The organism is Allomesorhizobium aridi (assembly GCF_043769475.1).
In the GTDB taxonomy this organism is placed as follows: Bacteria; Pseudomonadota; Alphaproteobacteria; order Rhizobiales; family Rhizobiaceae; genus Allomesorhizobium.
In genome coordinates, this window is the sequence record NZ_CP171729.1 from 347,783 (window position 1) to 363,510 (window position 15,728).

The window sequence follows — 15,728 nt, forward strand, 5'->3', positions numbered from 1 at the left end:
AGAATGCGGTGGATACTCTAATCGAGCTGACGGCAGATGTCGTTTCGGCCTACGTCAGCAACAACGCGGTGCCGGCCGGCGAACTGCCTGGCCTAATAGCAGATATTCATTCGGGGTTGGGACGCGTAGGTGGCGCGGCGCGGGAGCCAGAGCAAATCGAAAAGTCAAAGCCCGCTGTTAATCCTAAGAGATCGGTTCACGACGACTACATCGTCTGTCTCGAAGACGGAAAGAAATTCAAATCACTGAAGCGCCATTTGATGACCCACTACGGCCTTACACCGGAACAGTATCGGAAGAAATGGAGCCTTGATCCAAGCTATCCGATGGTCGCTCCGAACTATGCCGCGGCCCGGTCTGCGCTCGCAAAAGAGATGGGCCTTGGTCGCAAGCAAAGTCGGCAGAAATCGCGAAGCTCTTCTAAAAAGCGCGCGAGCCAATGATGGAGCGCTCGAGTTCATCCAGCGGCGGCGAGTGCCCAAGCATCACAACCGGACGACGAGTGGCGGCGGCCAGCCTCGCCGATCATGCGTACGGCGCCTTCCGAAGAACCGCCAGTAGGCGATCGATGGCGGCATTCTCGCGTAGTGCGGTCAGGTGGTTGTCGGTCAGCTCATAGATCGCGCTGGCGATCTCTTCCGCTCCCCACCCGGCTGCTGCGACATTCTCCCACAGATCGCGGAACGCTTCGTCGATCGATATCTGGCAGTCGATCGCACGGTCTGGATATTGTTCCACGGTCCTAAGTGCGACAACTACCGAACGGCACGTCAGAATACCGCACGACGTTTTTTGTCGTAGCTCACAACTCGACCATTGGCGTTCGAAAAACCGGACTCCGGACCGAAGATCATCGCAATCGCCGCTGCATTTCAGCGCAAAGTACGACATTTCCCCGAACGAAAGTCATACCGTTCTAAGTGTGTTGTTAGCGTCCTTTTCCTGCAATTTGGGACCTGAATGTAAAAGACAATCGCCTGGCCGAGTGCCAATATCCGCTAAATACGATGCTTACATTCTGTCGAGCGACCGACTTCGCCGAGCGCAACTAAATTGCCTCTCAAAGTATACGTTAGCTCGAAAATAAAACAAGCTCACATACCGATGAAGTGACACTCTTCTCAAAAATGGAGGCTACCGAATGAATCGCCTATACATCGTTGCGTGCGCAGCATTTGTTACGCTCTGTGGCGTTGGCACCGCTGTGACGGCTGGTGTACTTGACGACATTAAGTCAAGAGGCGTGGTGAGGGTTGCCGTCGGCGAGGATTTTCAACCGTTCGGTGGCGTGGGACCGGACATGAAGCCTATGGGGTATGACGTTGACGTCGCCAATCACCTCGGTGAGAAGTTGGGCCTCGGTGTTGAGCTCGTACCGGTTATCAACGCCAACCGCATCCCCTCTCTTCAGACCGGCAAGGTCGACATAATTGTTTCGACACTGGGGAAAACGGCTGAGCGTGAAATGGTTCTGGATTTTACTCAGCCGTATGGGTTGATGTTCAATGCTGTGTTCGCCCCGTCCAATATCCAGATCAACGATGCCGCAGAACTATCGGGCAAAACAATTGGCGTCACCCGAGGTACAATCATCGACATCGAGCTATCCAAGATTGTGCCCTCGGACGCAACTATCAAAAGGTTTGAAGACGAAGACAAAACCACCTCGGCATTTTTGTCCGGCCAGGTGGATGCCATCGGAACCGTAGATCTTGCTGTCAAGGCTCTAATTAAGAAGAACCCGGTCCGGGTGCCCGAGGTCAAATTCATAATCAATCGGTCGCCCCTATATATTGGCCTTCCCAAGGGTGAGGTTCCGCTGCGAGAGGCGATTGATGCCGTTCTGACGGAGATGAAGGCTGACGGATCGTTGAACGCAATCTCAGAGAAATGGCTGGGTGAGCCCCTGCCTGACGATCTGTAAACGTACGCGCGATGCGCATCGCCAGGCGGAGCGAAATCAGGTGCACTATATTTTCGACTACAGCTGGATGGCTTCATATATCGGTGTTCTGATATCCGGCTTGAAACTCACTGTCACCTTGATATGGGTCGGTGGCTCGCTGGGCTTTATTGTGTCTGTTCTGTGTGCGTGGATTCGCACACTGGGCGGGCCCTGGACGAGGTTCGTGGTCGGCTCATATGTTGAGTTTATCCGGAATACGCCCTTTATCATTCAGCTGTTCTTCATTTTCTTTGGCTTGCCACAGATGGGTCTGCAGTTGCACGAGGCTACGGCAGCCTACATTGCGATGACTATCAACCTTGGCGCTTACGGTTGTGAAATCATACGTGCTGGTATTCAGGTGACCCCTAAAGGTCAATGGGAGGCGGGCGCCAGCCTGGGAATGAGCAAGAACCAAGCGTTTCTATATATTGTCTTACTCCCAGCCTTGAATAGAACGTGGCCCGCCTTTTCTTCGCAGATCGTCATCGTGATGCTCGGTTCGGCCGTCGTATCGCAGATATCCGTGGAGGATCTAACCTTTGCAGCAAGCTTCATTCAGTCACGGACTTTCCGTGCATTCGAGGTATATCTAGCAACGACGATCGTCTACCTCGGACTCGCTGTTGCAATTCGATATTTTCTCAGCCTGCTTGGGCGGTTCCTCTTTTACAAAGGAACGGCACAGTGAGCGGCTTCACATTTTGGGATATCCTCTGGAACCTAATCCTCGCGGCGCGATGGACCATCGTGCTATCGCTTGTCACGTTTGTCTTCGGCAGCGTGGTCGGATTATCTATCCTTTTTATGCGGATCAGCAGAGGATTGTTCACTCGCAGCCTCGCCAAATTTTACATTGAGATATTCCAAGGGACGCCGCTCCTGATGCAGCTTTTTCTGGCGTTCTTCGGGCTCGCCCTCTTTGGAATCGACGTTCCTGCTTGGCTCGCGGCGACTCTTGGCCTCACGTTATGGTCTGCATCATTCTTCGCTGAAATCTGGCGCGGCTGCGTCCAAGCTGTCTCCGATGGCCAACGAGAAGCATCCGCGAGTCTGGGGTTGGGCTGGTATCAAACGCAGATTTATGTGGTGTTTCCTCAGGCTATACTCCTCTCCATTCCGCCAACGGTTGGTTTTCTCGTGCAGATAGTAAAGGCAACGGCCCTTACCTCGATCATCGGCTTCACAGATTTGTTAAAAGCCGGTTCAGTAATTAGCAACAATACCTTCGAGCCATTTTTGGTGTACGGCCTCGTGGCGTTACTGTACTTCCTGCTCTGCTGGCCGTTGTCCCTGTCCAGTTTTCATATCGAAAGGAAGTTGAATGGCACTTCTGGAAATTAATCACTTACGAAAATCCTATGGTCAGGCCGAGGTCCTAAAGAACATTAGTCTCGACGTCGACAGGGGAGAAGTCATTGCTATAATCGGCAAAAGTGGATCAGGGAAATCGACCTTTCTACGCTGCCTGAACGGATTGGAGGTTGCTTCATCGGGCGACGTGACTTTGGATGGTGTCCGCCTGATTCAGGAAGAAAAGTCGCTTAAGAGGCTACGATTAAAGGTCGGAATGATCTTCCAGCAATTCAACCTCTTTCCGCATCTCTCAGCGCTCGACAACGTTGCCTTGGGTCCCCGCGTCGTAAGTGGGGTGGCCCGTGAAATCGCGCAGAAGAAAGCCCACGTGATGCTAGACAAGGTAGGCTTGGGCGCACGAGTACACGCGCGCCCAAGCGAACTGTCAGGTGGGCAGCAGCAACGTGTGGCGATAGCAAGGGCTCTTGCTATGGAGCCGCTAATCCTGCTCTGCGATGAAATTACATCGGCCCTTGATCCTGAACTCGTCGGGGAGGTTCTCGCCGTCGTCAAGCACCTTGCCGCAGAAGGAATGACGCTCCTCATGGTCACCCATGAGATGCGTTTTGCACGCGACGTATGCACCCGTGTTGTGTTCATGCACGCGGGCCATATCCACGAAGTTGGGCCTCCCGAGGAGATATTCACCGCACCGAAGACACCGGAGTTGAGGCAGTTTCTTGGGCAGTAGTATATGGCAGAGCCGCAACCACACATCCAATTTAACGAAGAGTCCCCATCGTGAATGAACTGTCGAGCGCCGCCGTCAACATTCTCGAGCGCCTGGTTGGATTTGATAGCGCTCGTCGACCTCGGCCGATGAGGCAAGCCCGGCGCGCAATGAATGACCGGAGAATTTCAGGCCCCGCTCGATCTCCGGAAGATCGCCACGGATACCGGCGGCGACCGCCGTCTTCTTCACGAGGCGAGCCACCTCCTGATCGTTGAGCCGATCAGGCCCGACATCCTTGCCCTGGCCGGTCACGCGGCGGAAGAGGGGACCTTTGGCGAGTTTGGCGAATTTGATCCATGTCTCGATGGCTGCGACCGGGCAGGTCGCATCCGACGAGCCGCGGCCGACTTCCACTTCACGCCAGCCAGTCTTGCCGCGCAGCATCACCAGCACGCCCTTGTCGAGGATCTCGATCCAGCCGCGGCCATCTTCCGTCTGGTCACGGCCCAGGTCCAGGCCGGTGAGTTCCGAGCGGCGTAGGCCGCCGGCAAAACCGATCAGCAGCATCGCCCGGTCGCGAAGGCCGCGCAGGGTTCCTCTGTCGAGCGTTTCCAGCATGGCGATCAGGTCTTCCGGCAAGATGGCTTCCTTCTGCCGGGGCGGGGCGGCGTGGGTGTTCCGGATACCGGCCATGACGGCCCGGTTAGCGGGTAGCTCGAATTTCGGCCAAGTTGAGGAACAATCAAAGCGCGCGTCTATGATCGGGTTACTGTACGTTGCTCGTCCTTGATGCGGCTGATGGTTGCTCGGTGTACGCGAAACAGGCGAGCAATATCGGCGCCCGAGCGCCCCGCAGCGAGCATAGCTCGAACTTCCTCGCGCTGTGGCTGGGTAAGTTTAGGTTGCCGTCCGCCCACCCGGCCATGCGCACGCGCAGCGTTAATCCCCGCTCTTGTTCGTTCGCGAAGCATGGCCCGCTCGAATTCAGCGAAAGATCCGAGCATCTGCATCATCATGCGGCCAGCGGGTTTTGTGGTGTCGATTGCCTCGGTGATGGAGCGGAATCCTGCCCCGGCGTCTTCGATCTTATCGAGAATGAGCAGCATGTCCCGCAAGGACCGCGATAGCCTGTCAAGTTTCCAGACGACGACGACATCGCCTTTATCCAACTCTCCGAGCAGACGGTGAAGTTCAGGGCGGTCCCATCGGCCGCCGGAAGCCTTTTCTTCGGCAATGCGCTTGCAACCGGCGGCCTTGAGGGCTTGCCGTTGCAGATCGATATCCTGATCCTCCGTCTTGGAAACTCGAGCGTATCCGATGAGCATGAGAAGTGACGCTTAATCTTGTTGCCAATGCTTTTCGTTTTGCAACAGGGTTTTGCACCCCATAAGTGCTTGTATCTGTTGCGGCAGCAAATGTGTTGCGCACACCCCCCTTTCCAGGGCCGATCAGATTGGACGCACAAAATTGTGGCTCATAGGGCTAGAATTCACGTGGAGAGCTCAAATGCACTCTGCTTATTGTTGACACAGATAGTCATGTTATCTAGCAACACCCCCTGACCACCTCACCCAGCCCCTTCCAGGGCAAGGCAATTCATCGTTGGTCATTGCCGAAGAAGGGGACGTCATGAGGAAACGTGTTGGTCTGTTCGCTGCGCTGGCCACTATCTTGGGCCATGGAGCCGCCGCACAGGAAGCGACGCAGTTGGAGCGGATCGTGGTGGAGGCGCTGGGCGGTGTGCCGTTGACCGCAACGATCGGCAATCTGCCAGAAGAATACGCTGGAGGGCAGGTGGCCAAGGGCGGTCGCGTCGGGCTGCTCGGCAACCGCGATATCATGGATACGCCGTTCAACATAACCAGCTACACGGCAAAGACGATCGAAGACCAGGGCGCGCGCACAGCGGCCGACGTGATGCTCAATGATCCTTCTGTCAGGAACACCCATTCATCCGGCGGCATAGTGGATTCCTTCTACATCCGCGGCTTTCCGATCAACGAAGGCAATTTGGGCGAGATCGCTTTCGACGGTGTGTTTGGCGTCGCCCCGGCCTATCGACTGTTCACGGACTATGCCGAACGTATCGAAGTGCTCAAGGGACCCGCTGCGCTGCTTTACGGAATCGCTCCGAACAGCAGCGTCGGCGGCATCATCAATGTCGTGCCCAAGCGCGCAGGCGAGGTCGATCTGACGCGCGTCACCACCGACTATGCTTCAGACCTGCAGGGCGGCGCGCATGTCGATGTGAGCCAGCGCTTTGGCGCGGAGCGCCAGTTCGGGGTTCGCCTCAACGGCAGCTATCACGGCGGCGACACGCCGATCGACGACCAGACGCGCGAGGTGTCGGTCGGATCCCTGGCGCTCGACTATCAGGGCGAGCGGCTCAGAGCGACGCTCGACGTCATCGGTCAGCGGGAAGATTTCGAGGCGCCGCAACGCCCCTTCTTTCCCCTTTCCGGTTTCGCCATTCCGGAAGCGCCCGAAAGCCGGCTCAACGTCCAGCAGCCCTGGGAGTGGTCGAAGCTCGAAGATAAGTCGGCGCTTGGACGCGTCGAATATGATCTCACCGATCAGGTGACGCTCTTGCCGCCGCTGGCGGCGGCAACTCACGCGTCGAGCGCCTGTTCGGGACGCCGATCCTCCTCAACGCGGCGGGCGACGTCAGCATCACGCCACAGAACTTTGTCTTCGACGTCGACCGGATCACAGCGGAAGCTGGCCTGCGCGCCCAGTTCGAGACAGGCGCTGTCGCCCATTCGCTAACATTCCAGGCGAACCATTTCCACCAGTCCCTCGACCGCGGTTCCAAGTCGGGGGCGACACAGTTTACCAACATCTATGATCCGGTTCCCCGCCCGGCGGAGGACGTGCCGGCGCCGACTTCCGTACCGACGGTTTCCGAGAGCGCGTTGTACGGATTTGCGCTCGCGGACACCCTGTCCATCTTCGACGAGCGGGTGCAACTGACCCTCGGAGGGCGGTGGCAACATATCGACTCGGAAAATTTCGACGCAACCACGGGCGCCGTCACCTCGTCCTCCGATGAAGGCGCGTTCACGCCGCTGGTAGGGCTTGTCGTCAAGCCGTGGGAGAACGTGTCGCTCTACGCCAACTATGTCGAAGGGCTGAGCATCGGCGATACAGCGCCTGCGACTGCAATTAATGCGGGCGAAACGCTGGCGCCTTACAGGTCCAGACAGATCGAGGTCGGGACCAAGATCGATTTCGGCCGCGTGGCGGTGACATTCAGCGCATTCCAGATCGAAAAGCCCTTCGGGCTGCTTGAGAGCCGCGGCAGCGATCTCGTGTTCGTGGAAGGCGGCGAGCAGCGCAATCGCGGCCTCGAAGTCAATGTTTTCGGGGAAGTGACGCCGGATCTGCGGCTGCTCGGTGGCGTGACGCTGCTTGATGGCAAGCTGACGAAAACGAACAGTGCGGCAACCCTCGGCAACACGCCGATCGGCGTGCCGTCGGTCCAAATCAATCTGGGGGCCGAATGGGACACGCCCTTCCTGGAAGGACTGACCCTGGCGGCCAACGTCATCCATACGGGCAAGCAATATGTCGACGCGGCAAACACGCAGGAGATTCCCTCCTGGACCCGGCTAGACCTCGGCGCCCGCTATCGCACCGACATCAACGACAGGACCGTCACGTTCCGGGGCTCGGTCGAGAATGTCTTCGACACTGACTATTGGGCCGGCGTCGCGAGCTTCGGCACCCTGGCGCAGGGTGCGCCGCTGACCGTGAAGCTGTCCATGACGACGGATTTCTAACACTGGAGGCGGGCGTTCGTCCTGAGCGCCCGCCACAGACCGTCTCATCGGCGTCCGGATCGGACTTCCCACGTCGCGATGCGCTGGCCGTCAGATCGCGTCGTCGATGATCAGATGTGGCACACCCTGCGAGCAGGGTTCGACGCGCGCCCTGATGCGGAAGGTGGCGGCGAGGTTGTCCGGCGTGAGAACACGCGGCGCCGGACCGAAGTCGTGTAGCATCCCGTCGGACAGGATCGCGACCTTGTCGGCGAATTTCAGCGCCAGATTGAGATCGTGCAGCGCGATCAGCACGAGCATGCCGCTATCGCGGGCAAGACCGCGGACACGGCGCATTGCCTCCAGCTGGCGATGCATGTCGAGCGCGCTGGTCGGTTCATCGAGAAGCAGCACCTGCGGTTCGCGCACGAGACATTGGGCAAGGCCGACGAGCTGGCGTTGACCGCCGCTCAGCTCGGAAGGGATTTCATTGGCAAGCTCGCCGATGTCGAGCGTGGCGAGTGCCCGGTCCGCCTCCACGAGATCGTCCGGCTGCAGGCGCCAGCCACTAACCTGCTTGCGCGCCAGAAGAACGGATTCGAACACGGTCAGCACCGCGCCGCCAGTCAGGTCCTGGGGCATGTAGGCGATGGCGCGATCGGCGTCGCGCACGCCTTCCAGCCGGCGCTCGCCGGGGCCTGGAAGGATGGCGGCGATGCGGCGGAACAGCGTCGACTTGCCCGCGGCATTGGGGCCGATGACGGCCACTACCTCGCCGCCATGGCAGGGCGGGAGCGTGACATCGCGCAGCACCGGGCGCGATCCGAACCGTGCGCCGAGGTGATGGGTGCTCAGCACTACCATATCTCTCTTCCGCTCTTCAGGATCAGATAGAGGAAGACCGGCAGGCCAATCGCCGCGGTCACGATGCCGATCGGCAGGACGGCGCCCGGCACAGCGATCTTGGCCAGAACCGAACTCAGGGACATGATCAGCGCCCCGGTCAGCGCGCTGGCGGGCAGCAGGAAGCGTTGATCCTCTCCGACCATCATGCGAGCGATATGCGGGCCGACGAGACCGATAAAGCCGATCGTGCCGACAAAGGCGACGGGAATGGCCGAAAGGAGAGAGACGAGAATGAGGGTCTCGAGCCGCAGGCGGCGCACGGGAACGCCGAAGCTTGCCGCGCGCGCCTCGCTGAGCCGCAATGCGGTCAATTGCCACCGGCGGCGCAGGAAGACCGGCAAGGTCAGCCCCACAACCAGCGCGGTGATGGCCAGCTTCGGCCATGTCGCCTTGGTCAGGCTGCCCATGGTCCAGAAGACGATGGCCGCGACCGCCTGCTGATCGGCGAAATACTGCGTGATGGCAAGCGCCGTATTGAAACTGAAAACCAGGGCGATCCCCAAGAGTACGATGGTCTGGACCGACGCGCCACGTCTGAGGCTTGCCAAATGAATGAGGAAGGCGGTCGCCATGGCAACCACAAAGGCATTCGCGGCAACGATATAGTCGCCGGCCATGGGAATGAGCGCGACACCGAAGGCGAGAGCCAAAGCTGCCCCGAAACTCGCGCCCGAGGAAATGCCGAGCGTGAAAGGGCTCGCCAGCGGATTGTTCAATATGGTCTGCATCTGCGCGCCGCCTATGGCCAGCGCTATGCCGACCACGATTGCCATCAGCGCGGAGGGCATGCGGATCGACCAGACAATGACACGCATCTGCGCATCCGCCTCGGCCGGCGAGACAAGCGTGCGCACCACTTCCCCGATCCCGTAGCTGGCCGGCCCGGTCGCGATGTCGCCGACAAACGCCGCACAGAGCCCGGCAGCCAGCGCGAGGAGAATGATCTGCCGCCTGACGCTCAGTACATTGTAGGCGCCACGTCCCGACCGGGGCACCGCTTCGTTGCGAATATCCGTCATGATGGATCGTCGGACAGGCTCACCGCATAGCCCGGCCGATAGTCGATGGGCAGGAAGCGGCGGTGATATTCGGCGAATGTCGCATCGGGATCGAGATCGGCGAACAGCTCCGGATGGAACCACTTTGCCAATTGCTGGTTGAGCTGCCCGAATGTCGAGGGGAGTAAGTCGCTACCGATATTGTGGCCGCCGGCAAGCTCGACATATTTGCCGAAATTCTCCGGGCCGAAGGAGAGGCAGCAGTCCTGCGAGTAACCGCCGATGCGTTCGATAAACACCCTGGGTGGTTCCGGTTTGTTTTCGGCAATGACGTCGGTGACCTGCGCCATCGCCTTATGGCGGAAGGCGATGATACCTTCCGCGCGTTGCTCGCGCCCCATGATCTTGCCGAGCAGGCGAATGGTCGGTTCGGTGTTTTCCAGCGGCTGGTGTCGGAAGTCGACGTAAAGAACCGGAATGTCAAATGCAGCGAGCTTCTCGACATATTTTGCGTCCTCGTTGGCCCGCATGGCTTCGAGGTTGAGCAGGACGGCATCGGGTTTCTGGATGACGGCCGACTCGATGTCGATCAGACTTTCCTCCTGCCCCTTGAAGACGGGCAGCTTCGCAAGATCGGGGAACACGTCGAGATATTGCGCGTAGGTGGCCGGATCGGCTTCGATCAGGTCGTTGCGCCAGGCGACGATATGAGACAACGGATCTTCGGGCGCCAGCGAGGCGACGAGATAGAGCTGCCGGCCTTCGCCCAGAAGCAGGCGCCTGGCGGGCACATTCACCGTGACCTCGCGTCCGGCAATATCGGTTACGGTGAGCGGCGTCTGCACCTGCCTCGCCTCTTCGCCGGCAAATGCCGGCAACCGGCCTGACGCAATCAGGAGAAGGGCGATCACGATGGCATGCAGCAGCGGTCGATGCTCGGTCATGGTCGGCTTCCTGCTTCGGCTGGTTGTCGCGCTTTGAGCCATATGCCGAGCGCCATCAGGAATGACAAGGCGTAGAGGATCGAGACGAGCGGGAATACGGCTTGCAACCCAAAAACTGCGTCGCTGTCACGCCGGCGATGATACCGCCGACGGAGGCCCCCTGCTGCCAGGTGTGCAAGGCCCAGCGCCGATCCCTGCCGGTCGTGCGGAATGGCTGCCGAGATCAGCGAAAGGAGAACCGGTGTCGTTCCCCCCAAGAGTGCGCCCCAGACAAAATAGAGCATGGCGAATGTCGCGACGGAGGTGGTGGTCCCAGCCAGATGCGTGACGAGAAGGCACGCGGTCGAAATCAACACGCTCCATCCAAGCACATAGGACCGGGATCGATCTTCGAAGAGCCGCGCCCACAGGGGCGCGGCCACGACAAAACCGAATGCCAGCAATCCGTAGCTGAGGCCGGTAATCCAGTTCCGGGCCCCGAAAACCTGCGTCATGTAGAGTGAAAACGGGACCTGCAGCACCATGCGGCTCGCAAGCAGCATCCCCATTAGAAGAAGAAGCGCCGTGACCGGAGCATCCGTCGATGCCTTCTGCACTGCGGCCACTGCTGCGGCGGGCCCGGCGGTGACAGCCCTGACTGGCGGCACGGGCAGGCTCGCCCAGGCGATGGCGGCACACAGGGCGCAGATCATGCCGGCCGTGAGGTTGATGGCGGCAAAAGGGAAGGAATCAAGAATGAGCCCGCCCAGGAAGGCCCCGCCCAGCGAACCGACATTGGTGGCGACCTGAAGCCAGGCGAAGAGCCGCGCGCGATCCTTCCCGCCCGTGATCTGCACACCATAGGCCTGCGCCGGAGCAATATAGCCGGCACAGCCTCCCTACAGAAAGCGCAGAACCAGGATCGTCCCGACATCTTGCGCAAAGGCAACAAGCAATTGCGTGACCGCCAGCCCGGCAAGCGCGCGAACCATCATCAGCCGATTGCCGTAGCGATCGCCCATGCGTCCCCAGAAGGCGCTTGTCAGCGACATGCCGAGCATCGGGCAGACATAAACGCCGATGCCCGCCAGGCCGAAGACACTGTCGGAATGGCTCAACGCCTTGATATGGATCGGCCAGAAGGGTCCGCTCATTTCCATCGCGCCCATGGAAACGAATTGCAGACCGAAGAGGAGAACGAAGACAGGCCCAAAACCGAGCAGGGCCGCGGCGGCGTTTGTCATTCGGCTTCCGCCAGCGGATTGGGCAGTTCGTGTTCGGCCCGATAGTCGCGATAGCGCTCCAGATGCATCCGCAGCACGGAACGCGTCGGCCACGGTTCCTCCAGAAAGGCTGCGCGCTCCTGCTGCCAGAACGCATCGGACAACATGCGCGGCCTGAGCGCTTCAAAGGCCTCCTCGGTCTCTTCCCGGAGGATGCGCCACAGGCGGTTGTCCGCCAGCCCATACTGCTCGGTCAGGCACAGCGCGATCTCGTGCAGGTGGCAGATGAAGCAGGCGTCGATGACGAAGGAGCGCACCAGGCTGATGTCCTCGTCGAACGTCGTGGGCAAGATACCCTGCCGGACAAAGGGTTTCAGACGGTAACCGCGTTCCTCGAAGAGGGGCGCGAAACTGCGACCATCACCGAAATCGCGGATCAGCAGTTTTCGTGAGTGGCCGGCATGGTCGAACAGGATCGTGCTGTTTTGCTGATGCGCCTCAAAGGCAATTCCGTAAATGAGATACATGGCGAGCGTCGGCCGGATGACGGTACGTGCATAGGCGTGGAAAAACGCCTCTATATCCGCGTCGCTTTCGCCGTTTCTGGCGATCAATTCGCAAATGATCGGACGTCCATCGAGAGGGCTTGCCGTGAGAAGTGCTGCGACGGCGACCGGCAACAGTCCGTCGGTGCGGGCCAGGGCGTTGGTGTCGCGATAGACCACCGAAAGGAAACGGCCCGGATGCTCGTCTCCTGTCTCTGGATTGTGAAGGATCGCGCCCAATTCTTCGGTGAAGATCTCGAGCCTGTCGCGCAAATCATCCTCCTTTGACAGGATGTCGCACATCATGGCGCTGAGACGCGGGCCCATATGGATCGACTTGGCCTGCAAAGTGCGCTGTTCACTGGTCAGCCAGATCGCCACCGGCAGTTTGATGAATGGTCGGGTTTCCTGCGTGTCCGGGAGCATCGTGCGGAACGACATGGACGGCAGCGTCACGATCTCCGGGCCGTCAGGGTCAAAAACGCCGGAAGCAATTTCGGACGCGAATTCCCGGCGCACGAAATTCTCCAGATGCCATCCGTGAACGGGCATGGGAAGCCAGTCTTCAGCCGACTTTCCACGCTGCTTCAAGCCCCCGGCCCAGTCGCGCCAGAGGTCGGGAAAGTTTTGCGAAAACCATTCCGAATAGTCTCGGACATGTGGCATCATCTCCACATAGGCCCAGTCCTTGCGCAGCGCGGCGATACGCACGCACACACGCGCGTCGAATTCGGGTGATAGCGTCTTCACGTCTTCCGGCGAGAGGCCGGGCTTGGCCTTCCATGTCGGATAAAAGGGATGGCCTTCGAGTGCCCCCACCGATCAAGGGTCATGGCCGCCAGATGAGGCGGCAAGTTCTGTTCGAGATGGGCGAGAAAGCCGGGCGCCTCTGCTTCGGCTATTTTCTGGCGCAGTTCGGCGCTCCACCCCTCCCTGTGGCGACGCGCCAGGACGTCGTTGCCTATGCTGTTTTCGATGTCGCGCAGTAGATACTCCAGGCCCTCCGGAGCAGGAGAAACCGCCAACGCCGGTCCGACCTCCCTTATCAGAGCAGAAGGATCATCGATCCTGCGCCGGGTGCCCGTTCCGTCGAGCACTTCGATATGTCCCCGATTTTGCAATGTTCCGGCAGGCGCACGGCTAATGTCGGTAAAATGCAGAACCCCGCGCGACGGCCAGAGGGGAAACCATGCCTGGCAGCCGTCCCGCGCCCATAACAATGCGTTGGGTTCAAGGAGATGCTCGGCGAATAGGCAGCGGACCAGCCGCGCAAGCGCATTGTGCGACGCTTTTTTCCAAAGCTGCGCATCACGTGCCTCAATTTCGGCATCTGCTACGGAAGAAATCCTCTCGTCCATCAGGCGGCCTCCGGCCAATCGGCAGGCATATAGCCCGGTGCTCCTTCCGCCAGTCCGCCGTGATAGTGGCGCGCCCAATGATAGGTTCTCGCAATGGCCGCAATGGGAACGTCGAGTCGTTCAGCCATTTCCACCAGCAGCGCCTGGCCAAAGGCGATGTCTTCGTGGAAGGCGCGACTTTCGCGATCAATGACAAGGCCAGGCCCGTCCGGATTGGGAACAACGGGCGCGCGAATGCCCGCATAGGCGCTATTTGTTCGCAGAAGCGTGTACATGGTGGTGTCGTCCTCGATCTGGCTGCCATAGGCCTCGATCAACTCCTGCCGGAGCGGTTTGACCGTGCTCAGATCAATACCGAGGCGCGCCTCGGCGGCATGGCGGATCGCCTGGTTCTCCGCGTCGCAGGCCTCGAGCAGCTCCGCTCCGGCACGGGGGCAGTCGCTCCACCAGCAGATCGGCTCGTCAAAGGGCTTATTTTGCCAGGGCGCACCGGGGCCGATCAAACCATAGAGAACCGCAGGGTGCATCAGCGCATTGCCTGGCGTCAGCGTGATTTCCAGATAGTTCCGCAGCATCGTGACCGGCGCCGCAAAAAGGAGGGAAAGCATCCCGGCGAGATCGGCGCCGTCGGCAGTATTTTCGCGGCGATGAAGCGCGGCAAAGAGCTCCGCCTTGAGGCCGCCCATGCGCACGCGCCGGCCCGGAACGAGATCAAAGGCCGTATGGGCCACGTCCTTCATACCCCAGACCACCACATTGTCGTGCCTCGTAAGGGCCTTTGCGGCGAGCCAGTCGAAGCCGCAAAAACCGGGAATCGCACCGAGAAACACGCGCCTGTTCCGGGGAAGATGCGGTGCGATCTGGTGCAGGAGCGCAGGCCGAGCCTGGGCCGGCTGCGTCACGATCACCATGTCCGTTTCCTCAAGCGCCTTGCCCGGGTCGGTGCCCACATAATCGGGCCGTCCGCTCAGGATCCGGCCTTCCGGTGTATGCGCCTCCCAGACATCCTCGCCCCCGGCCCACAGATCAGCAATATCGGCACTCCCCGTGAGGACGGAAACGGTGATGCTTGGCCGCTGCTTGAAGAGCACGGCGTTCAAATGCCCGGTGCGGCCCGCGCCGCAGATCGTCACCTTCATGCTGCGCGCGCCCGTCCGGAGAGCCAGGAGTCCAGCTGCGCGGCAATCGCCGGATCCAGCAAACCGCGCTTGGCCATCCATTCATCGTCAAAGACGGAGCCCAGATATTTCTCGCCGCCGTCGGCCACCACCGTAACCACGGTGCCGGAGAGCTTGCCCGCAGCAATGAATTCCAATGCCTTGTAGATGGTGCCGCCGGTGGAACCACCCACCAGGAGGCCGTGGCGCCAGCTAGCCGTTGTTTAGCGTAGAAACCTTGCGCTATCCCCTGTAGGGCGGCGGCTTCCCGTCAGTAGCGCGTGACGCCGGGCCTCAGGTACTTCGCGCCTTCCAGGGAATTCGTTTAGAGATTCCAAAGGCTGCTTTCGGCGTGTGAGAGACTCGGAAGGATTGAAAGGTCTGTGGTGATTGTCCTGCGCGAGCGACCTTCCTAATAATAGTCATACTCCATTGATGTTTTCCGGGGCAGGTCGACGCGGCCGACATCCCGGACTTCCTCCTTGGCTTGCGCCAAAGCGTGGCCTCATTTGCGGGTCGACCGGCAGAGGCCTTCGCCCAAGTCCTGATCAATGAGTACGGGCCCGGCGCCGGCATCGGATGGCATCGTGACAAGCCGCATTTCGAGGATGTAGCAGGTGTCTCCCTGCTGGCGTCCTGCAGCTTTCGGCTGCGACTGAAACGCGGCGCTAAATGGGACCGGAAGACGATCATCATCGAGCCGCGATCGGCGCCGAGGCTGCCGCCCGCTTCTATTTCGAGACCTCTCCTAACAGCGTGGTGAGTGCTGCGCACCCAGTGACTACCCAGACGGCAAAGAGGGCGACGTGTTGAATTCACGGTTGCGGGCATTCCTTGATGCCATGATGATCATGAAGAAAATCGACGTCGCCGTGATCGAGGCGGC

At 59.8% G+C, this 15,728-nt stretch carries 12 protein-coding genes and 6 pseudogenes; 8 read left to right on the forward strand and 10 right to left on the reverse strand.

Annotated features, from left to right (window positions below):
- The first annotated feature begins 8 nt into the window (after nucleotides 1–8).
- A complete protein-coding gene (locus tag ACG873_RS03580) occupies nucleotides 9–443 on the forward strand; it encodes a MucR family transcriptional regulator (RefSeq protein ID WP_394890477.1) in 435 nt (144 codons plus the stop codon).
- An 82-nt stretch (nucleotides 444–525) separates the two neighbouring features.
- Here the strand turns inward: ACG873_RS03580 and ACG873_RS03585 are convergent, their stop codons facing one another.
- The gene (locus tag ACG873_RS03585) at nucleotides 526–738 is read right to left on the reverse strand and encodes a hypothetical protein (RefSeq protein WP_394890478.1); all 213 of its coding nucleotides are present in this window, start codon (nucleotides 736–738) and stop codon (nucleotides 526–528) included.
- Nucleotides 739–1,141: 403 nt separating this feature from the next.
- Here ACG873_RS03585 and ACG873_RS03590 point away from each other — a divergent pair, with 403 nt between their 5' ends.
- From ACG873_RS03590 to ACG873_RS03605, 4 genes are read left to right on the forward strand one after another with little or no spacing between them, the layout of a single operon-like run.
- Nucleotides 1,142–1,924 carry a transporter substrate-binding domain-containing protein gene (locus tag ACG873_RS03590; protein WP_394890479.1) on the forward strand — a complete coding sequence of 261 codons (783 nt, stop codon included), beginning with the start codon at nucleotides 1,142–1,144 and terminating at the stop codon, nucleotides 1,922–1,924.
- A gap of 40 nt (nucleotides 1,925–1,964) precedes the next feature.
- The gene (locus tag ACG873_RS03595) at nucleotides 1,965–2,636 is read left to right on the forward strand and encodes an amino acid ABC transporter permease (RefSeq protein ID WP_394890480.1); all 672 of its coding nucleotides are present in this window, start codon (nucleotides 1,965–1,967) and stop codon (nucleotides 2,634–2,636) included.
- The gene (locus ACG873_RS03600; protein ID WP_394890481.1) at nucleotides 2,633–3,289 is read left to right on the forward strand and encodes an amino acid ABC transporter permease; all 657 of its coding nucleotides are present in this window, start codon (nucleotides 2,633–2,635) and stop codon (nucleotides 3,287–3,289) included. The genes ACG873_RS03595 and ACG873_RS03600 overlap by 4 nt, the downstream gene beginning before the upstream one ends.
- Nucleotides 3,270–3,992 carry an amino acid ABC transporter ATP-binding protein gene (locus ACG873_RS03605; RefSeq protein ID WP_394890482.1) on the forward strand — a complete coding sequence of 241 codons (723 nt, stop codon included), beginning with the start codon at nucleotides 3,270–3,272 and terminating at the stop codon, nucleotides 3,990–3,992. The genes ACG873_RS03600 and ACG873_RS03605 overlap by 20 nt, the downstream gene beginning before the upstream one ends.
- A 105-nt stretch (nucleotides 3,993–4,097) precedes the next feature.
- Here ACG873_RS03605 and ACG873_RS03610 read toward each other — a convergent pair.
- Both ACG873_RS03610 and ACG873_RS03615 read right to left on the reverse strand, forming a co-directional pair.
- Nucleotides 4,098–4,670 (reverse strand): annotated as a pseudogene (locus ACG873_RS03610) (tyrosine-type recombinase/integrase); the annotation flags it as partial.
- 59 nt (nucleotides 4,671–4,729) lie between these two features.
- The gene (locus tag ACG873_RS03615; protein ID WP_394890483.1) at nucleotides 4,730–5,299 is read right to left on the reverse strand and encodes a recombinase family protein; all 570 of its coding nucleotides are present in this window, start codon (nucleotides 5,297–5,299) and stop codon (nucleotides 4,730–4,732) included.
- Nucleotides 5,300–5,603: 304 nt separating this feature from the next.
- Here ACG873_RS03615 and ACG873_RS03620 point away from each other — a divergent pair.
- Nucleotides 5,604–7,753, forward strand: a pseudogene (locus ACG873_RS03620) (TonB-dependent receptor).
- Nucleotides 7,754–7,843: 90 nt separating this feature from the next.
- On the opposite strand, the gene ACG873_RS03625 reads toward ACG873_RS03620, so the two are convergent.
- The 7 genes and pseudogenes from ACG873_RS03625 to ACG873_RS03655 form a co-directional block, all read right to left on the reverse strand.
- Nucleotides 7,844–8,596, reverse strand: coding sequence for an ABC transporter ATP-binding protein (locus tag ACG873_RS03625; protein ID WP_394890484.1), 753 nt, complete (start codon nucleotides 8,594–8,596; stop codon nucleotides 7,844–7,846).
- Entirely contained in the window at nucleotides 8,590–9,657 is a 1,068-nt protein-coding gene (locus ACG873_RS03630; protein ID WP_394890485.1) for a FecCD family ABC transporter permease, read from the reverse strand. Before ACG873_RS03630 ends, ACG873_RS03625 begins: the two co-directional genes overlap by 7 nt.
- The gene (locus ACG873_RS03635; protein ID WP_394890486.1) at nucleotides 9,654–10,580 is read right to left on the reverse strand and encodes an ABC transporter substrate-binding protein; all 927 of its coding nucleotides are present in this window, start codon (nucleotides 10,578–10,580) and stop codon (nucleotides 9,654–9,656) included. The genes ACG873_RS03630 and ACG873_RS03635 overlap by 4 nt, the downstream gene beginning before the upstream one ends.
- Nucleotides 10,577–11,803: pseudogene (locus ACG873_RS03640) on the reverse strand (MFS transporter). The gene ACG873_RS03635 and the pseudogene ACG873_RS03640 overlap by 4 nt, the downstream one beginning before the upstream one ends.
- A pseudogene (locus ACG873_RS03645) lies at nucleotides 11,800–13,685 on the reverse strand (IucA/IucC family protein). The pseudogenes ACG873_RS03640 and ACG873_RS03645 overlap by 4 nt, the downstream one beginning before the upstream one ends.
- Nucleotides 13,685–14,824 (reverse strand): NAD/NADP octopine/nopaline dehydrogenase family protein, encoded by a 1,140-nt coding sequence (locus tag ACG873_RS03650; RefSeq protein ID WP_394890487.1) that lies wholly within the window; start codon nucleotides 14,822–14,824, stop codon nucleotides 13,685–13,687. The pseudogene ACG873_RS03645 and the gene ACG873_RS03650 overlap by 1 nt, the downstream one beginning before the upstream one ends.
- Nucleotides 14,821–15,051: pseudogene (locus tag ACG873_RS03655) on the reverse strand (cysteine synthase family protein); the annotation flags it as partial. The pseudogene ACG873_RS03655 and the gene ACG873_RS03650, both read right to left, overlap by 4 nt.
- Before the next feature lie 290 nt (nucleotides 15,052–15,341).
- Between ACG873_RS03655 and ACG873_RS03660 the strand changes: the two are divergent.
- Both ACG873_RS03660 and ACG873_RS03665 read left to right on the forward strand, forming a co-directional pair.
- On the forward strand, nucleotides 15,342–15,605 hold the full coding sequence (locus ACG873_RS03660; protein WP_394890488.1) for an alpha-ketoglutarate-dependent dioxygenase AlkB: 264 nt from the start codon (nucleotides 15,342–15,344) through the stop codon (nucleotides 15,603–15,605).
- Nucleotides 15,548–15,677, forward strand: a pseudogene (locus tag ACG873_RS03665) (VOC family protein); the annotation flags it as partial. The gene ACG873_RS03660 and the pseudogene ACG873_RS03665, both read left to right, overlap by 58 nt.
- Nucleotides 15,678–15,728 lie beyond the last annotated feature (51 nt).

Excerpts from the sequence above, each read along its gene's own strand:
- ACG873_RS03635 (WP_394890486.1), bottom strand. The coding sequence starts at position 10,580 with ATGACCGAGCATCGACCGCTGCTGCATGCCATCGTGATCGCCCTTCTC.
- ACG873_RS03605 (WP_394890482.1), top strand. The coding sequence starts at position 3,270 with ATGGCACTTCTGGAAATTAATCACTTACGAAAATCCTATGGTCAGGCC.
- ACG873_RS03650 (WP_394890487.1), bottom strand. The coding sequence starts at position 14,824 with ATGAAGGTGACGATCTGCGGCGCGGGCCGCACCGGGCATTTGAACGCC.
- ACG873_RS03590 (WP_394890479.1), top strand. The coding sequence starts at position 1,142 with ATGAATCGCCTATACATCGTTGCGTGCGCAGCATTTGTTACGCTCTGT.
- ACG873_RS03615 (WP_394890483.1), bottom strand. The coding sequence starts at position 5,299 with ATGCTCATCGGATACGCTCGAGTTTCCAAGACGGAGGATCAGGATATC.
- ACG873_RS03630 (WP_394890485.1), bottom strand. The coding sequence starts at position 9,657 with ATGACGGATATTCGCAACGAAGCGGTGCCCCGGTCGGGACGTGGCGCC.
- ACG873_RS03625 (WP_394890484.1), bottom strand. The coding sequence starts at position 8,596 with ATGGTAGTGCTGAGCACCCATCACCTCGGCGCACGGTTCGGATCGCGC.